18 protein-coding genes and 2 pseudogenes are annotated in these 20,767 nt (G+C 47.4%); 4 read left to right on the top strand and 16 right to left on the bottom strand.

Annotated features, from left to right (window positions below; translation table 11 throughout):
- The first annotated feature begins 33 nt into the window (after positions 1-33).
- Genes N2245_RS03260 through N2245_RS03250 form a run of 3 tightly spaced genes read left to right on the top strand, consistent with a single transcriptional unit; the run spans position 34 to position 3,300 of the window.
- Positions 34-1,398 carry an ABC transporter substrate-binding protein gene (locus N2245_RS03260; RefSeq protein ID WP_494535296.1) on the top strand — a complete coding sequence of 455 codons (1,365 nt, stop codon included), beginning with the start codon at positions 34-36 and terminating at the stop codon, positions 1,396-1,398.
- Between the two features lie 52 nt (positions 1,399-1,450).
- A complete protein-coding gene (locus N2245_RS03255) occupies positions 1,451-2,458 on the top strand; it encodes a carbohydrate ABC transporter permease (RefSeq protein ID WP_494535295.1) in 1,008 nt (335 codons plus the stop codon).
- The gene (locus tag N2245_RS03250; RefSeq protein ID WP_494535294.1) at positions 2,455-3,300 is read left to right on the top strand and encodes a carbohydrate ABC transporter permease; all 846 of its coding nucleotides are present in this window, start codon (positions 2,455-2,457) and stop codon (positions 3,298-3,300) included. The genes N2245_RS03255 and N2245_RS03250 overlap by 4 nt, the downstream gene beginning before the upstream one ends.
- Here N2245_RS03250 and N2245_RS03245 read toward each other — a convergent pair.
- From N2245_RS03245 to N2245_RS03200, 10 genes and pseudogenes are all read right to left on the bottom strand, one after another.
- The gene (locus tag N2245_RS03245; protein WP_494535293.1) at positions 3,280-4,713 is read right to left on the bottom strand and encodes an MptA/MptB family glycosyltransferase; all 1,434 of its coding nucleotides are present in this window, start codon (positions 4,711-4,713) and stop codon (positions 3,280-3,282) included. The genes N2245_RS03250 and N2245_RS03245 overlap by 21 nt on opposite strands.
- A gap of 38 nt (positions 4,714-4,751) precedes the next feature.
- Positions 4,752-5,813 carry a glycoside hydrolase family 130 protein gene (locus N2245_RS03240; protein ID WP_494535292.1) on the bottom strand — a complete coding sequence of 354 codons (1,062 nt, stop codon included), beginning with the start codon at positions 5,811-5,813 and terminating at the stop codon, positions 4,752-4,754.
- Positions 5,814-5,923: 110 nt separating this feature from the next.
- Complete coding sequence (locus tag N2245_RS03235; protein ID WP_494535324.1) at positions 5,924-7,603, bottom strand: putative bifunctional diguanylate cyclase/phosphodiesterase; 1,680 nt, start codon at positions 7,601-7,603, stop codon at positions 5,924-5,926.
- Between the two features lie 72 nt (positions 7,604-7,675).
- Positions 7,676-8,080 (bottom strand): annotated as a pseudogene (locus tag N2245_RS03230) (PAS domain-containing protein); the annotation flags it as partial.
- A 150-nt stretch (positions 8,081-8,230) separates the two neighbouring features.
- A complete protein-coding gene (locus tag N2245_RS03225) occupies positions 8,231-9,175 on the bottom strand; it encodes an LLM class flavin-dependent oxidoreductase (RefSeq protein ID WP_494535291.1) in 945 nt (314 codons plus the stop codon).
- A 17-nt stretch (positions 9,176-9,192) separates the two neighbouring features.
- A pseudogene (locus tag N2245_RS03220) lies at positions 9,193-10,166 on the bottom strand (acetylxylan esterase).
- A gap of 81 nt (positions 10,167-10,247) precedes the next feature.
- Positions 10,248-10,433 carry a C2H2-type zinc finger protein gene (locus N2245_RS03215; protein WP_494535290.1) on the bottom strand — a complete coding sequence of 62 codons (186 nt, stop codon included), beginning with the start codon at positions 10,431-10,433 and terminating at the stop codon, positions 10,248-10,250.
- Positions 10,434-10,435: 2 nt separating this feature from the next.
- A complete protein-coding gene (locus tag N2245_RS03210) occupies positions 10,436-10,771 on the bottom strand; it encodes a cupin domain-containing protein (protein ID WP_494535289.1) in 336 nt (111 codons plus the stop codon).
- A 20-nt stretch (positions 10,772-10,791) separates the two neighbouring features.
- Complete coding sequence (locus N2245_RS03205; RefSeq protein WP_494535288.1) at positions 10,792-11,286, bottom strand: DUF421 domain-containing protein; 495 nt, start codon at positions 11,284-11,286, stop codon at positions 10,792-10,794.
- Position 11,287: 1 nt separating this feature from the next.
- Complete coding sequence (locus tag N2245_RS03200; protein ID WP_494535287.1) at positions 11,288-11,806, bottom strand: hypothetical protein; 519 nt, start codon at positions 11,804-11,806, stop codon at positions 11,288-11,290.
- A gap of 162 nt (positions 11,807-11,968) precedes the next feature.
- Here N2245_RS03200 and ilvD point away from each other — a divergent pair, with 162 nt between their 5' ends.
- Complete coding sequence (gene ilvD / locus N2245_RS03195) at positions 11,969-13,669, top strand: dihydroxy-acid dehydratase (RefSeq protein WP_494535286.1); 1,701 nt, start codon at positions 11,969-11,971, stop codon at positions 13,667-13,669.
- 75 nt (positions 13,670-13,744) lie between these two features.
- Here the strand turns inward: ilvD and leuD are convergent, their stop codons facing one another.
- From leuD to N2245_RS03165, 6 genes are all read right to left on the bottom strand, one after another.
- Positions 13,745-14,338 carry a 3-isopropylmalate dehydratase small subunit gene (gene leuD / locus N2245_RS03190; protein WP_494535285.1) on the bottom strand — a complete coding sequence of 198 codons (594 nt, stop codon included), beginning with the start codon at positions 14,336-14,338 and terminating at the stop codon, positions 13,745-13,747.
- Positions 14,339-14,341: 3 nt separating this feature from the next.
- Positions 14,342-15,751 carry a 3-isopropylmalate dehydratase large subunit gene (leuC, locus tag N2245_RS03185; protein ID WP_494535284.1) on the bottom strand — a complete coding sequence of 470 codons (1,410 nt, stop codon included), beginning with the start codon at positions 15,749-15,751 and terminating at the stop codon, positions 14,342-14,344.
- A gap of 31 nt (positions 15,752-15,782) precedes the next feature.
- Entirely contained in the window at positions 15,783-17,381 is a 1,599-nt protein-coding gene (gene cimA / locus N2245_RS03180; RefSeq protein ID WP_494535283.1) for a citramalate synthase, read from the bottom strand.
- A gap of 23 nt (positions 17,382-17,404) precedes the next feature.
- Positions 17,405-18,526, bottom strand: coding sequence for a 3-isopropylmalate dehydrogenase (leuB, locus tag N2245_RS03175; RefSeq protein WP_494535282.1), 1,122 nt, complete (start codon positions 18,524-18,526; stop codon positions 17,405-17,407).
- A 62-nt stretch (positions 18,527-18,588) separates the two neighbouring features.
- Complete coding sequence (locus N2245_RS03170) at positions 18,589-19,557, bottom strand: branched-chain amino acid transaminase (RefSeq protein WP_494535281.1); 969 nt, start codon at positions 19,555-19,557, stop codon at positions 18,589-18,591.
- A 25-nt stretch (positions 19,558-19,582) separates the two neighbouring features.
- Positions 19,583-20,764, bottom strand: coding sequence for a 2-isopropylmalate synthase (locus N2245_RS03165; protein WP_494535280.1), 1,182 nt, complete (start codon positions 20,762-20,764; stop codon positions 19,583-19,585).
- Between the last annotated feature and the right edge of the window lie 3 nt (positions 20,765-20,767).

Genomic DNA, 20,767 nt, shown 5'->3' with positions numbered 1-20,767 from the left:
GTAGTTTCTATATTTTCATAAGGAGGTGTAGGTGTGCGCAGTAAGATATCTATCTTAAGTATTTTCCTTATATTTACATCCCTTCTGTTTATTGCTTGTGGTGGACAAGGAGGTACTCCTACTGCTAGCACAGGAGGCGCTTCTCAGTCTCCAAGTCCTTCCCCCGCAGCTTCAGCACAACCCACGCAACCTGCCAATCAAGGAGGTAGTGCTGGAGAGAACAAGCTTGAGATATTCAGCTGGTGGACTAATCCAGGAGAAGCCGATGGCTTGAAAGCCCTATTTGAGATCTTTAAGGAGCGTCGTCCTGGTGTTGAGGTAATCAATGCTACGGTTGCTGGTGGTGCGGGTACCAACGCGAAGGCTGTGCTCGTTACACGTATGAGGGGTGGTGATCCTCCAGATAGCTTCCAGGTTCATGCAGGACAGGAACTGATCGGTACATGGGTAGTTGCAGACAAGATGGAGCCTATTACCGACCTCTTCAAGCAGGAGGGTTGGGATAAGGTAATGCCTAAGACCCTGCTAGATCAGATAACATACAAAGGGGAGATATACTCCGTACCTGTGAACGTCCACAGGTCGAATATGTTGTGGTACAACATCGAGATATTCAAGAAGAATAATCTGCAGCCCCCAAAGACCATTGACGATTTCTTCAAGGTGGCAGAGAAGCTCAAAGCTAAGGGTATTACTCCTCTTTCGGTGGGTGGCAAGGATAAGTTTGAAGTGCCTCACCTCTTTGAGAGTGTGCTGCTGGCCACATTCGGACCAGAAGATTATCCTAAACTTTTCAAGGATCCCAGCATGTGGGAGAATGACCCTCGACTTGATAAAGCCATAGATACCCTCAACAAGATGCTGGACTATGCTAACGAAGATAGGGCCTCTTTGAGTTGGGCTGATGCCGCACAGCGCGTTATAGATGGTGAGGCTGCAATGACTATAATGGGCGACTGGGCTGAGGGTTACTTTATCAACAAGGGAGCTAAACCCAATAAGGACTTCGGCTGGGCTCCTGCTCCCGGTACCAGCGGTTCATTCCTCTGGCTAAGCGATAGCTTCGGTTTACCAAAGGGGGCTCCTCATAGAGAGAATGCCATAGAGTGGCTCAAGGTTTGTGGCTCCAAGGAAGGCCAGGATGCTTTCAACCCGAAGAAAGGGTCTATCCCCGCTCGCACAGATGCTGACAAGAGTAAGTACGATGTCTACCTGCGTTGGTCAATTGATGAGTTCAAGAGAGATAAGCTTGTTCCGAGCATAGTCCACGGAGCTGCGGCAAACGAGGCTTACATGACTGACTATGACAATGCTCTAAACTTATTCTCCGCTAACAGGGATAAGGAAGAGTTGAAGGGAATGCTCTTGGATGCTGCAAGCGAGCTACAGTCTCAGTAGTTGGTAGATAGTGGCTGGGAGTTTATCCCAGCCCCTTGTTCAGGAGGTGAGTATGGCAGAAGCTACAACTTCAGTCGTAGAGAAGGCTGCAGAGAGGGCCGCACCTAGGAAGTCACTTCAGCTCAACGAGAGGCTGATTGGCATATTGATGATCTCTCCATCTGTTATCGCTATTGCGGTGTTTGTCTATGGTTTTATCGCCTGGACTGGTTGGGTATCGCTCAGTAGATGGAGAGGTATTGTAGCTGATCTCAGTTATGCCGGCTTCGAGAACTATATAAATGTCTTCAAATCTTACAGGTTCCAAACGGATATCAGAAATACAATAGTTTTTACCCTATTTTTCCTGCTCGGATCTCTAGTAATAGGGCTTTCGCTTGCCATGTTAGTTGACTCGAGGGTGAAAGGGGAGTCTTTCTTTCGCACGGTATACCTATTCCCTATGGCTCTATCGTTTGTTGTAACAGGTACCGCTTGGCAGTGGCTCTTCTCTCCTGGTACTCCACAGGAGCCTCATGGTTTGAATCAGCTGTTCCATATGTTTGGTCTACACATATACCAAAATTGGAGCACTACATCTTATGTGTGGCCGGGAGGCGGCTGGAGACCGGACTGGCTAAGGATACCTATAGGTATTCCTGTAGCTATGATTCCGGTTATAGTAGCTGCCATATGGCAGATGTCTGGATTTACCATGGCCATGTACCTTGCAGGACTAAGAGGCATTCCCGAGGACCTGAAAGAAGCTGCGAGAGTGGATGGAGCTAGTGAATGGCAGATCTTTAGAAAGATAACTCTTCCTCTGCTGCAGCCCATAACTCTGAGTGCAGTGATAGTCCTAGGTCATATATCTCTCAAGATCTTCGACCTTATAATCACCCAGACTGGTGGTGGTCCTGGTTTCGCCACGGATGTACCGGGCATATACATGTACGAAACTACGTTCAAGAGCAACAAGTATGCTGAGGGTGCAGCTGTTGCGATAATTATGCTCCTACTGGTTTCAGTGTTGATCATTCCCTACTTGATATACAACATGCGATCGGAGACTGAGAGATGAGTACGAAGTCCATGCAGTTGCCAAGAATTAGATATTCGCGAATCATTATCTACCTGGTCATGATTGCATTTGCGATTTTCTACCTGTTGCCAGTGTATTTGATGCTTATCACTGGAATGAAAAGCTTTGAGGAAGTTAGCATAAGCCGTATGTGGGCTCTGCCGTCTTCCCTTAGCTTTGATAGTTTTGCCGCTGCTTGGGAGAGGCTTAATGTAAGCTTCCTAAACAGCATAAAGCTCGTCGTACCTGCAACTGTTATCTCTAGCATCTTGGGCTCCATGAATGGCTATGTGCTTTCTAAGTGGAAATTCAGGGGATCAGATACTATATTTACTGCCATACTTTTCGGGATGTTTATTCCTTATCAGAGCATATTAATACCCTTGGTCCTAACCCTTCAGAAGATAGGACTTTATGGCTCTATCCCTGGGTTGATACTTACGCATGTGGTGTATGGAATACCGATCACTACGCTAATATTTCGCAACTACTATGCAGGTATACCTGGCGAGTTGGTTGAGGCTGGCAAGGTAGATGGTGCGGGATTTTTTGGTATATATCGACATATTATATTTCCGCTATCCGTGACTGGCTTCGTAGTGGTAGCGATATGGCAGTTTACATCTATATGGAATGAGTTCCTGTTTGGGTTAATAATCACCAATTCCCCAGAGCAACGGCCTGTGACCGTAGCTTTGCAGAATATAGCAGGAAGTCAGTATACACTTTGGAACGTACAGATGGCAGGAGCTCTACTTGTAGCTATTCCCACTTTGGTAGTCTATGTGCTTCTGGGGCGTTACTTCCTGAGAGGTCTGCTGTCAGGTGCCTTGAAGGGGTGATCCTTGGCAGCAAGGTAAGCTCATGAAGAACAGGGTACCTACCGTCCAGACCGTAAACCAGCAGGCTGCTATCAGGAAAAGCAGCCTGCTGTATCTTTGGCTATAGAGCTGAGTTATAGACAGCAATGCTAAGGCGGGCAGTAAGTACCACGGGTATGCTGTGTAGAAGCATACGGGCAGCAAGAACATGAAAGTACCCCATATCAGAACTTCTTTTCTGTAGCCCCTTGCTTTTCCTAGCAGTAATTCAAAACCCTTTCTAAGGCTCCAGTACACTAGTGCCAAGCTGGCCAATGCGGAGGTGGCTGCTGCCCAAGGTAAAGCGAACTTTCTAAAGAGCATTATCGCTACTACTGCCAAGGGTATGAGTCCCGATGGACTAAACCTCTGTGAGGATAGAAAACCAAAGGTTTCAGTTCCATGCCAGAAAGGATAGTAAGTGATGAATGCTAATATAGCGGCTACAATTAGGTACTTAGCTAGCTGGAATGCTTTGCTGAGTAACTTGGATTCTTCTTGCATGCGTGCCGCTACAAAGAACCCTAGTAGGGGAACTGTAGTGGGCTTTATCAAGGCCGATGTACATAACGCCAAATATCCTGGTAGCTTCCTGTTACTGATCAGCAGCAACACTGTAAGTACCAGTAGCAGTGCCATGAAAGCATCTAGGTGGGCGTTTACCGCTGCTTCTACGAGCACTATTGGGTTCATCGCATATAACATGGCAGCCTTGTGTGAAGGCTGTAACGAGATCTTGCTTGATATTTTCTGAATTAGGAACGCTGTTAGGAGAACAGTGCCGCCACACAGAATCTTAAATGTAAATGTCGAGGCGAATGGACCTGTACCAGATACGAATACTACAGCACCGCATATTACTGTCCAGATAGGCCCATATGGAAAAGTAAGGAATTTCCAATCAGCATAACCGTATAGAGGGCTTGCCGGTAGAGCTGATGGGGGGGTTGCATAGGGGTTCATCTTGTAAATAGATGTCACCTCTCCAGATATGGAGTAGTAGAACACATCTCTGGATGTCACAGGTGGAGTTAGAACGGCTAGTAATGTTATGGCAATCGCAAGTATCCAGTTCTCCTTGCTGTTCTCGTAACTGAGAGTCCTTATCTTAGCTATATAGCTGCTCCAAAGACACAGCATGATCAAGATATGCGATATTCGGAACAGCATGGTCGTCATTGGAATGTAAGGAGTATGCAGAACAGCCCTGTACATCTCGGATATTTGGGCAGCGGGATGCCCTGACGGAGTATTGGAGTAGAGCAGTAGCAGGAAGAAGTACGTAGGGAGCAGCGTCCTGCTTAGGAGGGTAGTTACACTATCTCCCCCAAATCTAGAACTGATTCTAGGAAATCTAGATTCTCTTAGTAATTCCCGACTTGTATCTACAAACATGCTGCTTTATAGTAGCAGTTTTAGCAGCTTTCATGCCTCTAGTTTGTAGGTAATCTCTCTGGTAGAGTCAGCCTTGCTACTCCTATACGTGTGTCGGCCATACCATAGTAGATGTCGTATTGCCCATTACCCCTATCATCAATACCTGTCGGGAATACTACGTGGGGTACGACTCCGCTTCTCTCCTCATCCATTTGAGGTTCCAATATAGGGTGATCAGTTCTGAAAATCGTCTTTTCAGGATGTTCCTTGTCTAGGAATAATAATCCTGCACAATACTTTCTGCCAGTTGTTGAATCTGCGGACTCCGAGACCCCATGATACACGTGCATCCAACCGAAATTAGTCATTACCGGCACAGTGCCTCCTCCTATTCGCAAACTCTCCCATTCGTACTCGGGGTCAATTACTACCTTATGCTTACGCACTACTTGGAGTGCTTTGAGGTCTTTACGAACTTCTTCCAGGGAGCAAAAAGAAACCCATATGCTAGGTCTAGGATCTAAAATAGTCTTAGGTACATCTTCTTCGTCATATACTGGACGATGAAGTACGGCTAAGGATTCCTTTCCGTCAGGGTCTAGTACCGGCATTGGAAAATAAGCTGCGTCTTTGTTGTGGTAGTCATCAAAGTCGACTAGGTACACGGGGTCTGGGTCTGGTTCGAAGTTCAGTAACCCAAGCCTTTCCCAGTGAAAGAGATCCTCGCTTATAGCAACGGCTATTCTCGGCCCTCCTGGCCCCCAAGCTGTGTAAGCCATAACGAACGTGTCTATGGCTTGTATATAAGTGACCCTTGGATCTTCGCATCCTCCAGTGTTTTCTTCGGGTCTGAGCTCATACCATTCTTGGGGCTCCAATGCGTATCCTAGTCTTTCGACTGACGAGGGTAAACCATTATCGTCGAATATCACCCGTGCTATCCCCACGCGAGAGTAGTTTCCTCTTCCTACTACGCGCGGAAATAAGTACAACTCGCCATCCCTGCCCCGTATAGCAGCTGGATTGAGTACTCCTTCCACTTCCTCAGGGATATTGGGGTCTGGAGACATGATAATGCCTAGTCTCTCAACCTTGAACAGTGTTTCTTCTTCCAACATGTGGAGCTCCAAAGTGAGATTTTATTTGGCGCATCGAAATTATTGTACATTCTGCTGAGGATACTCACAGCACGAGTTGCTTCTTCTATGAGTCTTGAGATTAATATGCTTCACTTGGAGGATGTGTGGCCTAATATTAGCTTGATGCTCTCTAGGTCAACTGGGTGAGATATTAGATTTCCCTGTATGAGCTTGCAGCCCATGGATAATAAGATCTCCCTCTGTAACTTTTCCTCTACGCCTTCCGCGATTATTTCCAGTTCGAGGGAGTGAGCTAAGGAGATAATTGTGTGAATTATTGCTCTATGTTCCTCATCATTAGGTAGCATTTTTATAAACGATTGATCTATCTTGATGAGGTCAATTGGCAATTTTCTGAGATAGCTTAGGCTTGAATATCCAGTCCCAAAATCATCTATTGCTATCCTTATTCCTAGCGCCTTGAGTTCTTTAAGCACATTTGTTATGCACTCTACCTCTTCTACCAGCGCGTTTTCAGTGATTTCTAGCTGTACCTCTTTTGGCTGTAAGTCATACTTGTGAAGAATGGATTCTAGATTATTGATGAAGTGAGGTTGCCTAAGTTGTTTTGCTGAGAGGTTTATACTGATCACGAAACTAGAGCCAGTTTCTGCTTTCAAATAGGCTGTTTGCTCGCATGCTTTGTTGAGTACTATTTCTCCCAGTGTGTTTATTAATCCAACTTCCTCAGCAATAGGTATAAATTTATCGGGACTTAAAATCCCCTTAGGAGAGTTCCACCTGAGCAGAGCTTCTATCATTTCTACCTTGTCGGTGGTAGCATTCACTATTGGCTGGTAGTACACTACGAACTGATCGTTTTGTATAGCCGTTCTCAAGTTGCGTTCTAGTTCCAGTATCTCTGAGGCTTCCTTTTCCATGGATTGATCAAAGATGACATAAGTGCCTCTTCCCAATGACTTTGACTTGTATAAAGCAATATCAGCTTTTCTTAGTAGTGATGAGGCTGAATCTTCGGAAGAGGAACATAGTGCTATCCCTATGCTTATGGATGTATATATGCTTTCCCCAGCTATATCAAAGGGTTGACTGATGGATTCGATGATCCGCTTGGCTATTGATACGACATAGTCGATGCTCTTCACCTTTGTAACCACTACAGTGAATTCGTCCCCTCCAAATCGCGCTGCAAAGTCGGTTGGGCGTAGATTAGCACTGAGCCTACGAGCGACTGCAACTAACAGAGAATCCCCTGCTTGGTGTCCCAGGTTGTCATTTACTGCTTTGAAGTTATCTAGGTCCAGAAACAAGACGGCAATGCTGCGGCTTCTGTTGGAAGCAAGGAGCTTCTCGAGTTGCTGCCCTAGCATTACCCTGTTTGGAAGACCAGTCAAGGGGTCATGGAGAGCTTGCCTAAGTAAACTCTCTTCGTTTACCTTCTGCTCGGTCACATCCTGAACCGTGCCTGTAAGTAGCAGGCGTGAATCAGTTCCTTTTACTATTTGAGCTTTACTGTGTACTACTCTGACGCTGTTGTCGGGAAGTAATATTCTGTAAGAAACGTTGTATTCTTTTAACGCCTTTATAGAGTCCCTATATGTACTGTCGACGCGAGCCCTGTCACCCGGATGTACTATGCTGAGTAGATACTCATAATTTGGCTCTAGGGATCCAGGTTTGAGTCCATAAATCCTGAAGGTCTGATCGGACCATACCTCTTGACCTGTAGATGTATCTCTTTCCCATAGACCCAGGTTTGCAACTCTTTCTGCTATCTCTATCTTTGCACGCTCGATCTCTAGCTGCACTCTCAGAGATTCTGTTAGCGAGACATCCTGCATTAGCAGCAATGTGAGATTGGAAGACAGCCTGCTGGAGTAGGCTCTAACCTTAACCCAGCCATCTCCGGCCCTACGTAGCTTTAGGTCAGCCTGTGAGACCTTGTGAGCTTGATTCTGCTGAAGTACTAGCTTCTTAGCGGATTCTTGATCCTCCTTATGGATTAGCTCTAATAAACTTGCTCCCGTTAAGGCTTTGGGAACGAAGTTGATCAAGCTTTGTAACGACTTGCTAGCGTAAGATATACTGAGGTCCTGATCTATTATCAGCATGGGTATGGTTGCTGCATCTAGGCATGCTTCTAAGTGAGTTAAGGCGGTTGATGATACTAACTTCGAGCTCTCTTTATTCGAGGTCCTCGTTCTATTACTTGCCGCTATAACTAATATTGTGACTATTCCTAATGCTGTCAGCAGGATTATAATCAGGACTTCGTTCTGTAACATTCTGTTTTTGTAAACCTGGGTTTATGGCTAATTATGCACCAAATAGTCAATAAGGTCTAATAATTATAATTACTGCAAAATGCAAACTATAGCTCTGAAGTATTAGCTAACACTCCAGAGCTATAAAGTGCTGAGTATTTAATTAGTAATTCATGATAGGAAGCGGGGTATAACTTCCTTACCAAAGAGCTCCATGCTTCTGGTACTTGGGAAATCGGCAAACCTTAGCTGAAAGTGCTGCACTCCGGATGCTATGCGCGCCTCCACCTGCCTGGCTACTTCATCGGGAGTGCCAAAGATCGCGCTGTCTTCGCTGTAGAATGGGCTGCTTTTAGCTATTCTCTCAGCTTGGCTAGAGCTGTCTGCTACAGCCACGCAGGAGCTTGACCAGCTCTTTACTATATTATCGTAACTCCTACCAACATCCTCACAATGTCTTCGTAGCACCTCTAGTTTATGCCTGAAGGTTTCTATGCTTCCCCCGGAAAGGTTCCACCAGTCTGCGTGCTGAGCAGCTACCCTCATAGTAAGTTTCTCTCCAGCTCCGCCTACCATAATTGGTGGTAGCGGATCTGGTTTAGGATTGACTGTAGCCTCGCGAACACTATAGTATTTGCCTTCAAAAGTTGCTTTGGAGCGGGTCCACAGTAATTTGGTGATCTGTATAGCTTCCGCCATTTGGGCTATCCTAATTGATGGTTTGGGGAAAGGGAAATTGTATTCGATGTATTCCTTCTCTTTCCAGCCCGCCCCTATACCGAATATATATTTTCCCGGATTGAGTGCGCACAGCTGTGCGAAGGCTTTAGCTAGCAATGCTGGGTTTCTATAAGATTGACAGAATACAGTGGACCCCCACTTAATCTGAGGATATAGTGCTGAGTAATAGGAGATCGTAGTAAAGCATTCTATAGTAGGCGTGTCTTCTTCTTGCCAATCAGGCCAGGGGATGAAATGGTCTGCAACCCAGACGCTGTCGTAGTTGTAGCTGACCAGCACATCTAGGTTTTCACGTACCTGCCGAGTGAACTCAGCGAAGCTACTACCATCTGTAGGAAAATCTGGAAATCTCCATCCAAACCCTATAACATCCAAGGCGTTCACTCCTGCTTTTATTCGTCAAGCAAGTTGTGTAGAAACTTAATCTTCTCTAGAGTCTGATAATTACCTCCACCTTCGTGGTGGTTGTATGTATAGATCCTGATCTCTTTAGGGCCAGCATAATGGTTATAAGCAGCAAATACAGTGGACGGTGGACATACCTCATCCATTAAGCCAACTGAGAACAGTGCAGGACATTTTGCTCTTGCTGCAAAGTTGACTCCATCGAAGTAAGAGAGTGTACTAAACACCTGATCGACTTTGTCTCTGTGCACCGCACAGTACTTTGATATCTCTATGTAGGGTGCTGAGTCGGTGATCTCAGTAGCTCTTCGATAGTGGCATAGGAATGGAACATCGGGCATTGCAGCAAACACGTCTGGCACTAGCCCGCAACTGCGAGTGTTATACCTCCGCCCTGGCTTCCACCTGTGACTATGATCTTATCTGAGTCTACTTCTGGGTATTGCTTTGCGGCCTCGACTGCTCTGACAGCGTCGGTGAATACCCTGCGGTAGTAGTATGTTGTAGGGCTAAGGATTCCTCTTGTCATAAATCCTGGAAACTGAGGATCAATAGCAGCGTTTGGATCGTCGGGAGTATCACCCTTCAGGAAACTGCTGCCTTGCCCTCTGGTGTCCATTACCAGATGGATATATCCTACGCTGCTCCATGTTAGCCAGTCTATAGGGAATCCTCGTCCTCCACCGTAGCCTATAAATTCCACTACACATGGGATCTTTCCAGTTTGCCCTTTGGGCTTTAGCAGCCACCCTTTGATATCCTGACCGCCGTAACCTTTGAAAGTTACATCATAAGTTTCTACGTTGCGCAGGCCATAATCTACAGCCTCGAACCTGGCGTTGATGGGAATAGCTCTGGCCTCTTGCAGGGTGTTATTCCAGAAATCGTCAAAGTCTGAAGGTTCTTGTCGTGGTGGTAAGTATTTCTGTAGCTCATCTAGTGACAGATCAAAGAAGGGCATGCCCGAATCCTCCGTAATTAGGTTATACAGCATCTACTGTCAGCAGGTTATCAGAAAGTATGGATGGACTGCTAGAGAGGTTTACGGATGGTAGTGCTTGCGATGCTTCTCTAGTTCCTCCAAGGTTGCAAACTTCTTGTTGCAGCTAGGGCAGGGATAGTCGGGACTAGAGACCTCGTGAGCTTGTCGTCCGTGCTCTTCAAGTTCTTCGAGGGTGCGGAACGTGACGTGACAGACATCACATTTATACTTATAGTCCTGCCGCATGCCTAACTCTCCTTACCGGTATCGTATCTATGGCCCTCGATGCATACTACTCCTTCGGGCCCGACGATCGCATCATGTACGATGCCTGGAGGTAGATCGAGTCTATCACCTGGATGCATCTCAATCTTAGTTTGTGTTTCTGGGAAACCAAATGTTATGGAACCTTTAGCCACATACAATACCTTATGGTAAGAATGAGAGTGTGGAGCATATACGTCTCCAGGAGAATTCGACCAAGTATAAAATTGGAGGTTTTCCTTTCTCATAATCTGTTGTATCTGATCGTCTGTTGGAGGAGTATCACTTGACCACCTAGTGACTTTGGGGTTACTGTTCATGAGATACCTCCTGTTGACTGTCACATTGTACCTGCCGTATCCTCTTCTGACTGGCTTTGTTGTGGCCGTTGATCGCCCTGGCTTTGTATGAAGCTTATTCTACCTTTAGGTTCTATTATGGCCCACGCTACGTTAGATATGTTAGCTATACCGGCTAGCCTCATCTCGGACTCTACCTCTGATCGGGTCACCCTGGCATTTCGCATGTTAGGTTCTATATATTGACCGTCTCTAACTATAACTATAGGCTTACCATCAAAGAGTTGCTCAAACCTTCTAGATAGATATGTTGCCCAGGAGATGCTTGCGGCCCAAAAGCCGAATGTCGTGATAGCTATAAGAGCCCCAGTTAATGAGAAATCATTGTGAGTTATGCCTTGTTGTATAAGATCTCCCATCACGACCAGTACTATAAGTTCAAAGGGAGTCATCTGTGCAAGCTCTCTTTTCCCAAGTAGCCTTATGAGGATATAAAGTCCCCAGAATATGACTGTTGCCCTAATGACTATGTCCATCTTACGGCCACACCATTATGGAGTAGTCAACTCTGTTGATTTCTGCCCCATTGCTAAGCAACCTAATAGCGCCATGATTTTGCCCTCTCAAGCTGGGGTTTATTTGCAAATCTACTTTTACTAGGAACTCTTCATTACTGCTGAGGTTGCCAAACAAAAATCTAAAATCGCCGTTTTCATAGGACTCTTCCTGTGGAGCTGGAGACATTGTGTTTATGGTCATATCCTTCCATAAATCAGCAGATACACCTAGCACAGTGTTCTTCAACTCTGTCTTCGGAATTATGTGTATCCTCATCTCAAAGATCTCTCCTGTGCGTATGAACCTTGGGCCTTCGATCTCCAGCACCGAGGTGTTATTTTGGGAAGTCGCCATGTGGCGCATTGGTCCTAGTATTCCAGATAAGCTCGCTATCACGATCAATGAGAGCAGGATCAGCGGTGTCGGATTAGCACGACCATGTATACCTCTGCGCTCTTCCCAATGAGACAGCTCTATACCATCAGGTGGAGAACTCATAGACAATAAGTATTCCTTTTTGGTAGATCATAGTCTCTGCCTGTCCAGTTTGCATCATATGGAAGTTGCGGGGTGTGAAGTTTGGACTTTTAGTCTTCAAATAGAGTAAAACTTGTACAATAAGCCTGTACCTCAAATTTCTAAGATCTTCGGAGGCTGCATATGAGCGACGCATCGACCGGATTTGATACTAGACACAAAAGCAGAACCATAGTTGAGGGGCGTGAGAGGGCAGGTGCCAGGTCCATGCTACGGGCCATAGGATGGACCGATGAAGATTTCCGTAAGCCCGTTATCGGAGTAGCTCACTGTTGGATAGAGACAATGCCCTGTAACTATGGTCATAGAGAGCTTGCAGAACATGTCAAGCGAGGGATTAGAGATGCCGGAGCTGTACCTGTAGAGGTAAACACTGTCGCTATAAGCGATGGCATCACTATGGGCACAGAAGGTATGAAGGCCTCCCTGATAAGCCGCGAGGTGATTGCTGACTCCATAGAACTGGTGGGTCGAGGGCATATGTTTGACGCCATAGTCATCCTTGTGGCCTGTGATAAGACGATTCCTGCAGGGGCTATGGCCTTGGCAAGACTGGATATTCCAGGATTTCTTATCTATACGGGAACTATTTATCCAGGCAAGTACAAAGGTAGAGACGTAAACATCCAGGATGTTTATGAAGCTATAGGAGCAGCGGCTGCTGGCAAGATTACGGATGAAGAACTTACGGAGCTTGAAAAGGTAGCTTGTCCGGGTATTGGTGCCTGTGGGGGGCAATATACTGCCAATACTATGGCTACAGTTATAGAAGCCTTAGGTATAGCTCCTGTAGGGTCCGGATCCACTCCTCAGCCTCACCCTGATAAGAAGAGGATTTGCTATGAGGCAGGTAAGTTGGTGGTTGATCAACTCAAGAGGGGGCTGAAACCGAGCGATATACTCACTAGGCAAGCTTTCCTTAACGGTATCGCAGCTGCTACTGGAACTGGGGGATCTACTAATGCAGTGCTACACCTATTGGCTATAGCGCGAGAGGCCGGTGTAGAGTTGACTATAGATGACTTCAATGAGATAAGCGAGAATACTCCAGTTATCACCGACTTGAGGCCATCTGGTAAGTACACAGCAGTCGATGTCTATGAGGCTGGCGGTATAGAGCTGATACTGAAGAGGCTTATCGAGGGCGGTAAGATAGATGGCAGTCAGCTAACACCCACAGGCAGAACACTTGCCGAGGAAGTGGCAAACGTTCAGGAGAAGAAACCTGGCCAGCAAGTTATATTGAGCCTGGATAATCCTAAGAGCCCAGTGGGTGGGCTAGTGATACTCAAGGGCAATCTCGCACCTGAAGGCGCAGTGGTAAAGATAGCTGCAAGTGGTAGGACGTATCATAAGGGCCCAGCAAGAGTATTTGACTGTGAAGAAGATGCCATGGAGGCAGTAATCAACAAGCAGATAAATCCTGGAGATGTTGTAGTGATTAGATATGAAGGACCAAAAGGTGGTCCTGGAATGCGAGAGATGCTAGGTGTCACTAGCGCGATAGTAGGTGAAGGGCTTGGAGATTCGGTAGCGCTCCTTACTGATGGAAGGTTTAGTGGAGCTACTCGTGGACTGATGGTGGGACATGTTTCTCCGGAAGCGGCTGTAGGCGGACCCATAGCTGCCCTGCGAGAAGGAGATATGGTGACCATAGACCTCGATAATAAGAAGCTTGAGGTAGACCTACCTCAAGAGGTGATCACGGCTAGAATGCAGGAGTGGAAAGCACCTGCCCCTCGTTACACATCTGGTGTGTTTGCCAAGTATGCGGCGCTGGTATCTTCGGCCTCCGAGGGTGCCGTAACCAAAGCCTTTCTCTAGACTCCTTACATAATGAGGCAGGGGAGATATCTCCCCTGCCTCATGTTTGGACTAGGTTTAGTTATAAATTCAATGTTAGCTCAATACAGTAACAGGCTTGAACTCGGGTCTTCTGGCTTCGTAAGCATCTATATCAGCTACATGCTGCAGAGTTAGCCCTATATCATCCAGGCCGTTGAGAAGTCTATGTTTGACGAAGGGATCTATATTGAAGTTAGCCCTCAGGTTCCCAACCTCGACAGTCTGAGCCTCCAGGTCCACCTTACCAGTTATTCCCGGATTATCTAGGGCAAATTTTATAATCTCCCTGACCTGATCTTCAGGAAGCTCTACGCATAGTAGCCCAATCTTGGTGCAGTTGTTTCGGAATATATCCGCGAAGCTTGGAGCTATAATCACATCAAAACCCATATCTTGTAGTCCCCAGGGGGCATGTTCCCTAGATGAACCACATCCAAAGTTTGGCCCAGTAGCTAAAATCTTAGCGTTCTGGTACTCTGGTCTATTCAGAATGAAGTCAGGCTCTTTTCTCCAGTCATAGAATGTAAACGGACCAAAGCCTGTACGCTCGATTCTCTTCAGGAACTGCTTAGGCATTATTTGGTCAGTATCTATGTTAGGTCTGTCGAGAGGTGCTACTATGCCCTCTACTTTGTTGATAGCTTTCATCGGCTACTTAACCTCCCATTCGCGCACATCAACCAGGTGGCCAGCAACAGCTGCGGCCGCAGCCATAATCGGAGACATGAGGTGGGTTCTACCGCCTGGTCCCTGTCTTCCCTCGAAGTTTCGGTTGGAGGTGGAGGCGCTTCTCTTGCCAGGCTCTAGTATATCTGGGTTCATACCGAGACACATAGAGCATCCAGAATCTCTCCACTCGAACCCTGCTTCTTTGAATATCTTGTCAAGCCCCTCTCTTTCAGCTTGAGCCTTGACCTGCATAGAGCCGGGGACAACCATTGCTCGTACGCCTTTGGCCACCTTGCGTCCATGAAGGATCTTAGCTGCAGCCCTTAGATCCTCTATACGTGCATTAGTACAAGAACCTATGAAGACCGTATCTATCTTGATCTCCGTCATGGGAGTGCCAGGCTCAAGCCCCATGTATTTGAGCGCTCGCTCCATAGCTTCCCTCTCTGCGGGCGTCTTAGCTTCACTAGGATCAGGTACTCTCCCAGTGATCTTTACTGACTGTCCTGGATTTGTACCCCACGTTACATACGGCTCAAGCTGGCTTGCATCCAGCTTCACCACTTTATCGAACTGGGCTCCCTCATCTGTAGGCAAGGATTGCCAATACTCGAGCGCCTTCTCCCATGCTTTGCCCTTAGGAGCATGGGGTCTCCCTTCGATGTATTTGAAGGTAGTATCATCAGGCGCTATCATCCCAGCTCTTGCACCAGCCTCTATGGACATGTTGCATATGGTCATTCTCTGTTCCATCGAGAGTGAGCGAATGGTATCGCCTCTATACTCGATTATGTGACCATTGCCACCATCTACGCCAATTTTCTCGATGATGCCAAGGATAATATCCTTAGCGGTAACGCCTATAGGCAGCTCTCCGTTTACTTCTATTGCCATCATCTTGGGTTTTCGCTGCCAGAGACATTGTGTGGCCAGTACGTGTTCAACTTCACTGGTCCCGATTCCAAAAGCTAGTGCGCCGAAAGCTCCGTGTGTGGAAGTGTGGCTATCTCCACAAACTATAGTCATTCCAGGCTGTGTCAGTCCTTGTTCAGGTCCTATGACATGGACTATGCCTTGCCTGGGGTCTCCCATCCCAAATAACCTGATTCCAAAATCTGCACAGTTTTTCTTCAGAGCCTCTACCTGAGCTCTAGAAATAGGGTCTGTTATTCCAAACTGCAGACCGGTTGTGGGCACGTTATGGTCCATCGTAGCCAGAGTTAGATCCGGTCTACGGACTTTACGCCCCGCGAGCCTTAACCCTTCGAATGCTTGAGGAGATGTAACTTCATGCACGAGATGCAGATCAATATAAAGCAGGTCGGGTTCTCCTGGTGATCTACGTACTACGTGATCTTCCCAAACCTTCTCTGCAAGTGTCCTTGGTGCCATAGCGTCCCCCGATTCCAGAAGATAATTTTGCTTATCTTGGCCTACGCTTGCTGATTGATCGGAGTGGATACTCCAAGCTATCAGCAAGCGCCAACCAGCTAGCCTCAATAATGTTGGTTGAAGAACCGACAGTATTCCAAGTGCTCTTACCGTCGGTGGACTGGATCCATACACGTACTGTAGCAGCAGTTCCAGATTCGTTATCCAGTACTCGTACCTTGTAATCCGTAAGGTGTACTGGATCAAGTTCTGGATAGAATGGCGCAAGTGCCTTACGCATAGCCCTGTCCAAGGCATTTACGGGACCGTCCCCATCTGCTGCTGTGTGCATGACTTCGCTACCTACCTTGATCTTCACAGTGGCCTCGGACAAAAACTCGCCGCCGTTACGACTCTCAGATACGACCATGAAATCCAGTAGCCTAAATGGTGGTTCATAATCTGGTCGTGCTCGAAGAACCAGCAGCTCGAATGAGGCTTCAGCATCCTCAAACTGAAACCCCTCTTTTTCAAGCCTCTTTACCTCTTCGAGCACCTGTCTTACCTGTTCCGAGGAGGTGTGTGCCTCCAGTCCGAACTGAGCCATCTTCATAAGTACGTTGGATCTACCGCCCAGCTCGGATATAGTTACTCGCCTGGTGTTTCCGACTAGCTCAGGTGGTAGGTGTTCGTAAGTTTCAGCCGATTTGGCTACAGCGTTGACATGCAGCCCAGCTTTATGTGTAAAGGCTTTTGCCCCGACATAGGGTAGTCTTTCATCATGAGCCATGTTGGCTACTTCAGCAAAGTACCTCGAGACAGATGTAAGCTCCTTTACCTTTTCTCGGCCAATAGTGTGATAACCATATTTCAGCTCCAAGTTAGCTATAACAGAGCAGAGATTAGCGTTGCCTATACGCTCACCATAACCATTTATGGTTCCCTGGACCTGAGTAGCGCCTTTTTGTACGGCTATCAAAGTGTTGGCTACTGCCAATTCAGAGTCGTTGTGTGTGTGTATGCCGACGTCAAATGGCCTTGTCGCTGCTATTGCTCTTGTCTCTTCTACGACCTTCTCAACGGCCTGTGCTATCTCCTCGGGCATTCTACCCCCGTTGGTATCACATAGCACTACGGCATCTGCCCCAGCCTCTATCGCTGCATGTATGCATCGCATAGCATAGTCGGGATTATTTTTGTATCCGTCAAAGAAGTGCTCTGCATCAAAGAACACCTCCTTGCCGTAGGACTTACAGAATGCTACGGAATCTTTGATCATAGCCAGGTTCTCTTCTAATGAGCAACCTAGCACTACATGCACCTGCATGTCCCAACTCTTGCCTACCAGAGTTATAACCTGGGTGCCAGCCTCGAGCAGCATCCTCAGATTCAGGTCTTCCTCAACAGATGCATATGCTCTTCGCGTTGAGCCGAAAGCTGCCAACTTAGCATTCTTGAGAGGAATGTTCTTCATCCTCTCAAAGTACTCGGCGTCCTTAGGATTGGAGCCTGGCCAGCCACCCTCAATGTAATGAACTCCAAGCTCGTCAAGACGCCTTGTCAACTTCAACTTGTCCTCGACGGAGAAGGAAATCCCCTCCATTTGGGAGCCATCTCTTAGAGTAGTGTCGTAGATCTTTATCTGTCTCAATTCTGGATCTCCTTCAAAGAGGCTTATACTCCTGTAGTAGACTTGGAGTTCTCGTAGATGTAGTTGATTATTACGTCGGTCATCTCTCGGGTTGAGAGTGCTTTGCCATCACGTACGATGTCTGCTGTTGCCTTGCCTTCTGACAAGGCCTTGGCCACAGCCTGTTCTATAGATGAGGCCTCGGTTTCAAGACCAAACGAGTATCTGAGCATTAGGGCAGCGCTAAGAATGGTAGCTGTCGGATTGGCTATGCCTTTCCCAGCTATGTCTGGGGCAGAGCCGTGAATAGGTTCGTAGAGCCCAGGGCGTACGCCATTTTCCTTGACTCGTGCCCCCAAGCTTGCAGATGGCAGCAGTCCTATAGAGCCGGTAAGCATTGCAGCCTCATCCGTAAGGATGTCACCGAACATATTCTCGGTTACTATTACATCGAAGCTCTTAGGGGCGCGCATTATATGCATAGTCATCGCATCTACTAGTATGTGCTCCATCTCTATCTCTGGGTATTCCTGGGCTACCTCAGCAGCTACTTCTCGCCACAGCCTGGAACTGGACAGTACGTTTGCTTTGTCGACGCTGGTCACCTTCTTGCGCCTAGTCATGGCTATGTCACACGCCGTACGTACGACGCGTCGTATTTCCTCTTCGCTGTAGTAGAGGGTATCCACAGCATGTCTCTGGCCGTTTTCCTCCCATCTTTTGGATGGCTGGCCAAAGTATATGCCGCCAGTCAGCTCTCTGACGACGATTAAGTCTGCTCCCTTTACCAACTCGGGCTTGAGTGGAGAAGCATCGAGCATAGAGTCAGTAACTTTTACTGGGCGCAGGTTGGCGAATAGTTCCAAGCCTTTTCTAAGCCAGAGTAATGCCTGCTCGGGCCTAACCTCTGCTTTAGGGTTATCCCACTTAGGACCCCCGTTTGCCCCAAACAATACTGCATCGGCCTGCTTGCACTTCTCTAGATCTTCGTCTCTTAGCGGTGTGCCGTACGCATCTATGGCTGCACCACCTACGAGCATCTCCTCAAACTGGAAACTGTGCCCATATATATCAGCTATGGCCTGGAGAACCCTGACAGCTTCGGGCACAACTTCTTGTCCTATTCCGTCCCCTGGTAGAACTGCTATGTTATAAGCTGCGCTCAACTCTCAACTCCGATTTGCATTTATGTTTTGATCTAGATTAGCAAATAGGGAAGGCGTAAGTTTTAGTAAACTGGTGTGACCCAGTGCATATATTTACTATTGTCTCCCCGGGCAGCGGCAAAGTAACGTTTTTGAATCTCCAAGGTGAATTTCCCTGGAGTGCCATTACCTATAGCTCTGTCATCTATACGTGTAACAGGCGATACCTGTACCCCCGTGCCGCAGAAGAAGACTTCGTCTGCCTGATAAAGTTCTGACCGGTCAATCGGCCTCTCGATCACTTTCAGTCCCAGGTCTTCTTCTGCGCTGACCAGCTCGATAATGGCGGCACGCGTTATGCCTTCCAGTATGTCTTCGGTGACTGCAGGGGTTATAAGCTCCTTGCCTCTAATGATAAAGAGGTTGCAAGAGCTACCTTCGGATACGTTACCATCTTTAGTAAGGAATATGGCTTCATCGAAGCCGGCTTGCAGGGCATCATCCACGGCCAGAGCGCTGTTTACATAAGCGCCGCATATCTTGCCTCTAGCTGGTATGGCATTGTCGTTTATTCTCTGCCACGAAGAGATACTGACGTTTAGCCCGGAAGATATATCTACGTAGTTTCCCATCGGGAAGGTGTATATGGTTACCTCGTCCTCTAGCCCACTCAACATCAGCTTGATAGTTGGTGTGGCCTTAAAGGCTAGAGGTCGAATGTATACATCCTGTTTGTACTGGTTCTTACGTAGAACTTCCAGGGTGATATTGCAAAGGTCTTCCACTGTTTGGCTTAGCTTTATTTTGATAAGGCTGCAGTTACGGAGGAACCTTTGGTAGTGTTCCCTCATCTTAAGCACATACATCTGTTGCTGATTGTCATTCCAGTAGGCTCTTATACCCTCAAAGCACGCTGTACCATAGTTTAAAGCATGAGTGGCTACACTTACCTTGGCGTCAGCCAAAGGTATGATCTCTCCCTTGAAGTAACACCAGTTGGCTTCAAGGTCGGTAGGTATTGGTTTGGGTTTTTGTTCTGCTTTGACCGTCAACTCTTTGTCCTCCAGGAGGTCAGACCTAAGTTATGCTAACTTCTTGCTTGCTAGCTCTAATACTTCTTATTAGGTTTACTAGATCTTCCTCGGTTATATGCTTGCGCTCATCCGTCAGTCGCTTGAACTGATTGTAAGCGATATCCAATTCTTCTGGGCTCAACTGTATGCCCATCTCTGATAGCCTGGATGCAAAGCCGTGCCTGCCGGAATGCTTACCCAAAACTATCTTGCTATTTTGCCAGCCGACTGATTCTGGGGTCATAATCTCGTATGTCAGCGGGTTTTTGAGCACGCCATCCTGATGTATCCCTGCCTCATGGGCGAAGGCGTTGGCTCCTACTATAGCCTTGTTGGGCTGTACTACCATGCCGGTTAGCTGACTGACAAGCTTGCTAGTAGGTACTAGCTCACGAGTATTGATACGCGTTCTCCTGTTGTTGAAGGCTGCTGGCTTCGTCGCCAGCGCCATCACCACCTCCTCAAGGGAGGTATTACCTGCTCTCTCCCCGATGCCATTTATGGTCACTTCTACTTGTCCAACACCTTCCCGCACTGCTGCTAAGGTGTTAGCTGTAGCCAGCCCCAGGTCATCGTGGCAGTGGACGCTTACAACGGCTTTGTGGATATTGGGAACTCTTTCGTAGAGTGTGCGAATCAGTGCCGAGAACTCGTTTGGCTCAGCGTAACCTACGGTATCGGGTACGTTTATGACTGTAGCGCCCGCATCGATAGCAACCTTATACACCTGGCAGAGGTAATCAGGATCCGTTCTGGAGGCATCTTCAGCTGAGAACTCAACCTCTTCTGTGAACTGCTTAGCGTATCTTACTGCTTGTTCGGCTGCTTCGAGCACCTCTTCTCTCGTCTTACGCAGCTTGTAGTGAATGTGCAGGTCAGAGGTGGATATAAATGTGTGAATCATTGGCTGTTCAGCCCCTTTTACGGCCTCCCAAGCAGCATCTATGTCCGCCTTGTTAGCTCTGGCTAGGGCTGCTACCACAACACCCTTGACTGTGTTAGCCACCTGGCGTACGGCTTCGAGGTCCCCTGGTGAGGATATGGGGAACCCAGCTTCTATGATGTCCACCCCAAGTCTGACGAGCTGCTCTGCTATAAGCACCTTCTCGTGAGCGCTGAGGTTGACCCCCGGCGACTGCTCACCATCTCTCAATGTTGTGTCGAAGATCCTTACTATCTCGCTCACTTG

This window comes from Thermobaculum sp. T2p, assembly GCF_059335935.1.
The sequence above is the reverse complement of the archived record's forward strand: the minus strand, read 5'-3'. Positions and strand labels throughout refer to the sequence as shown.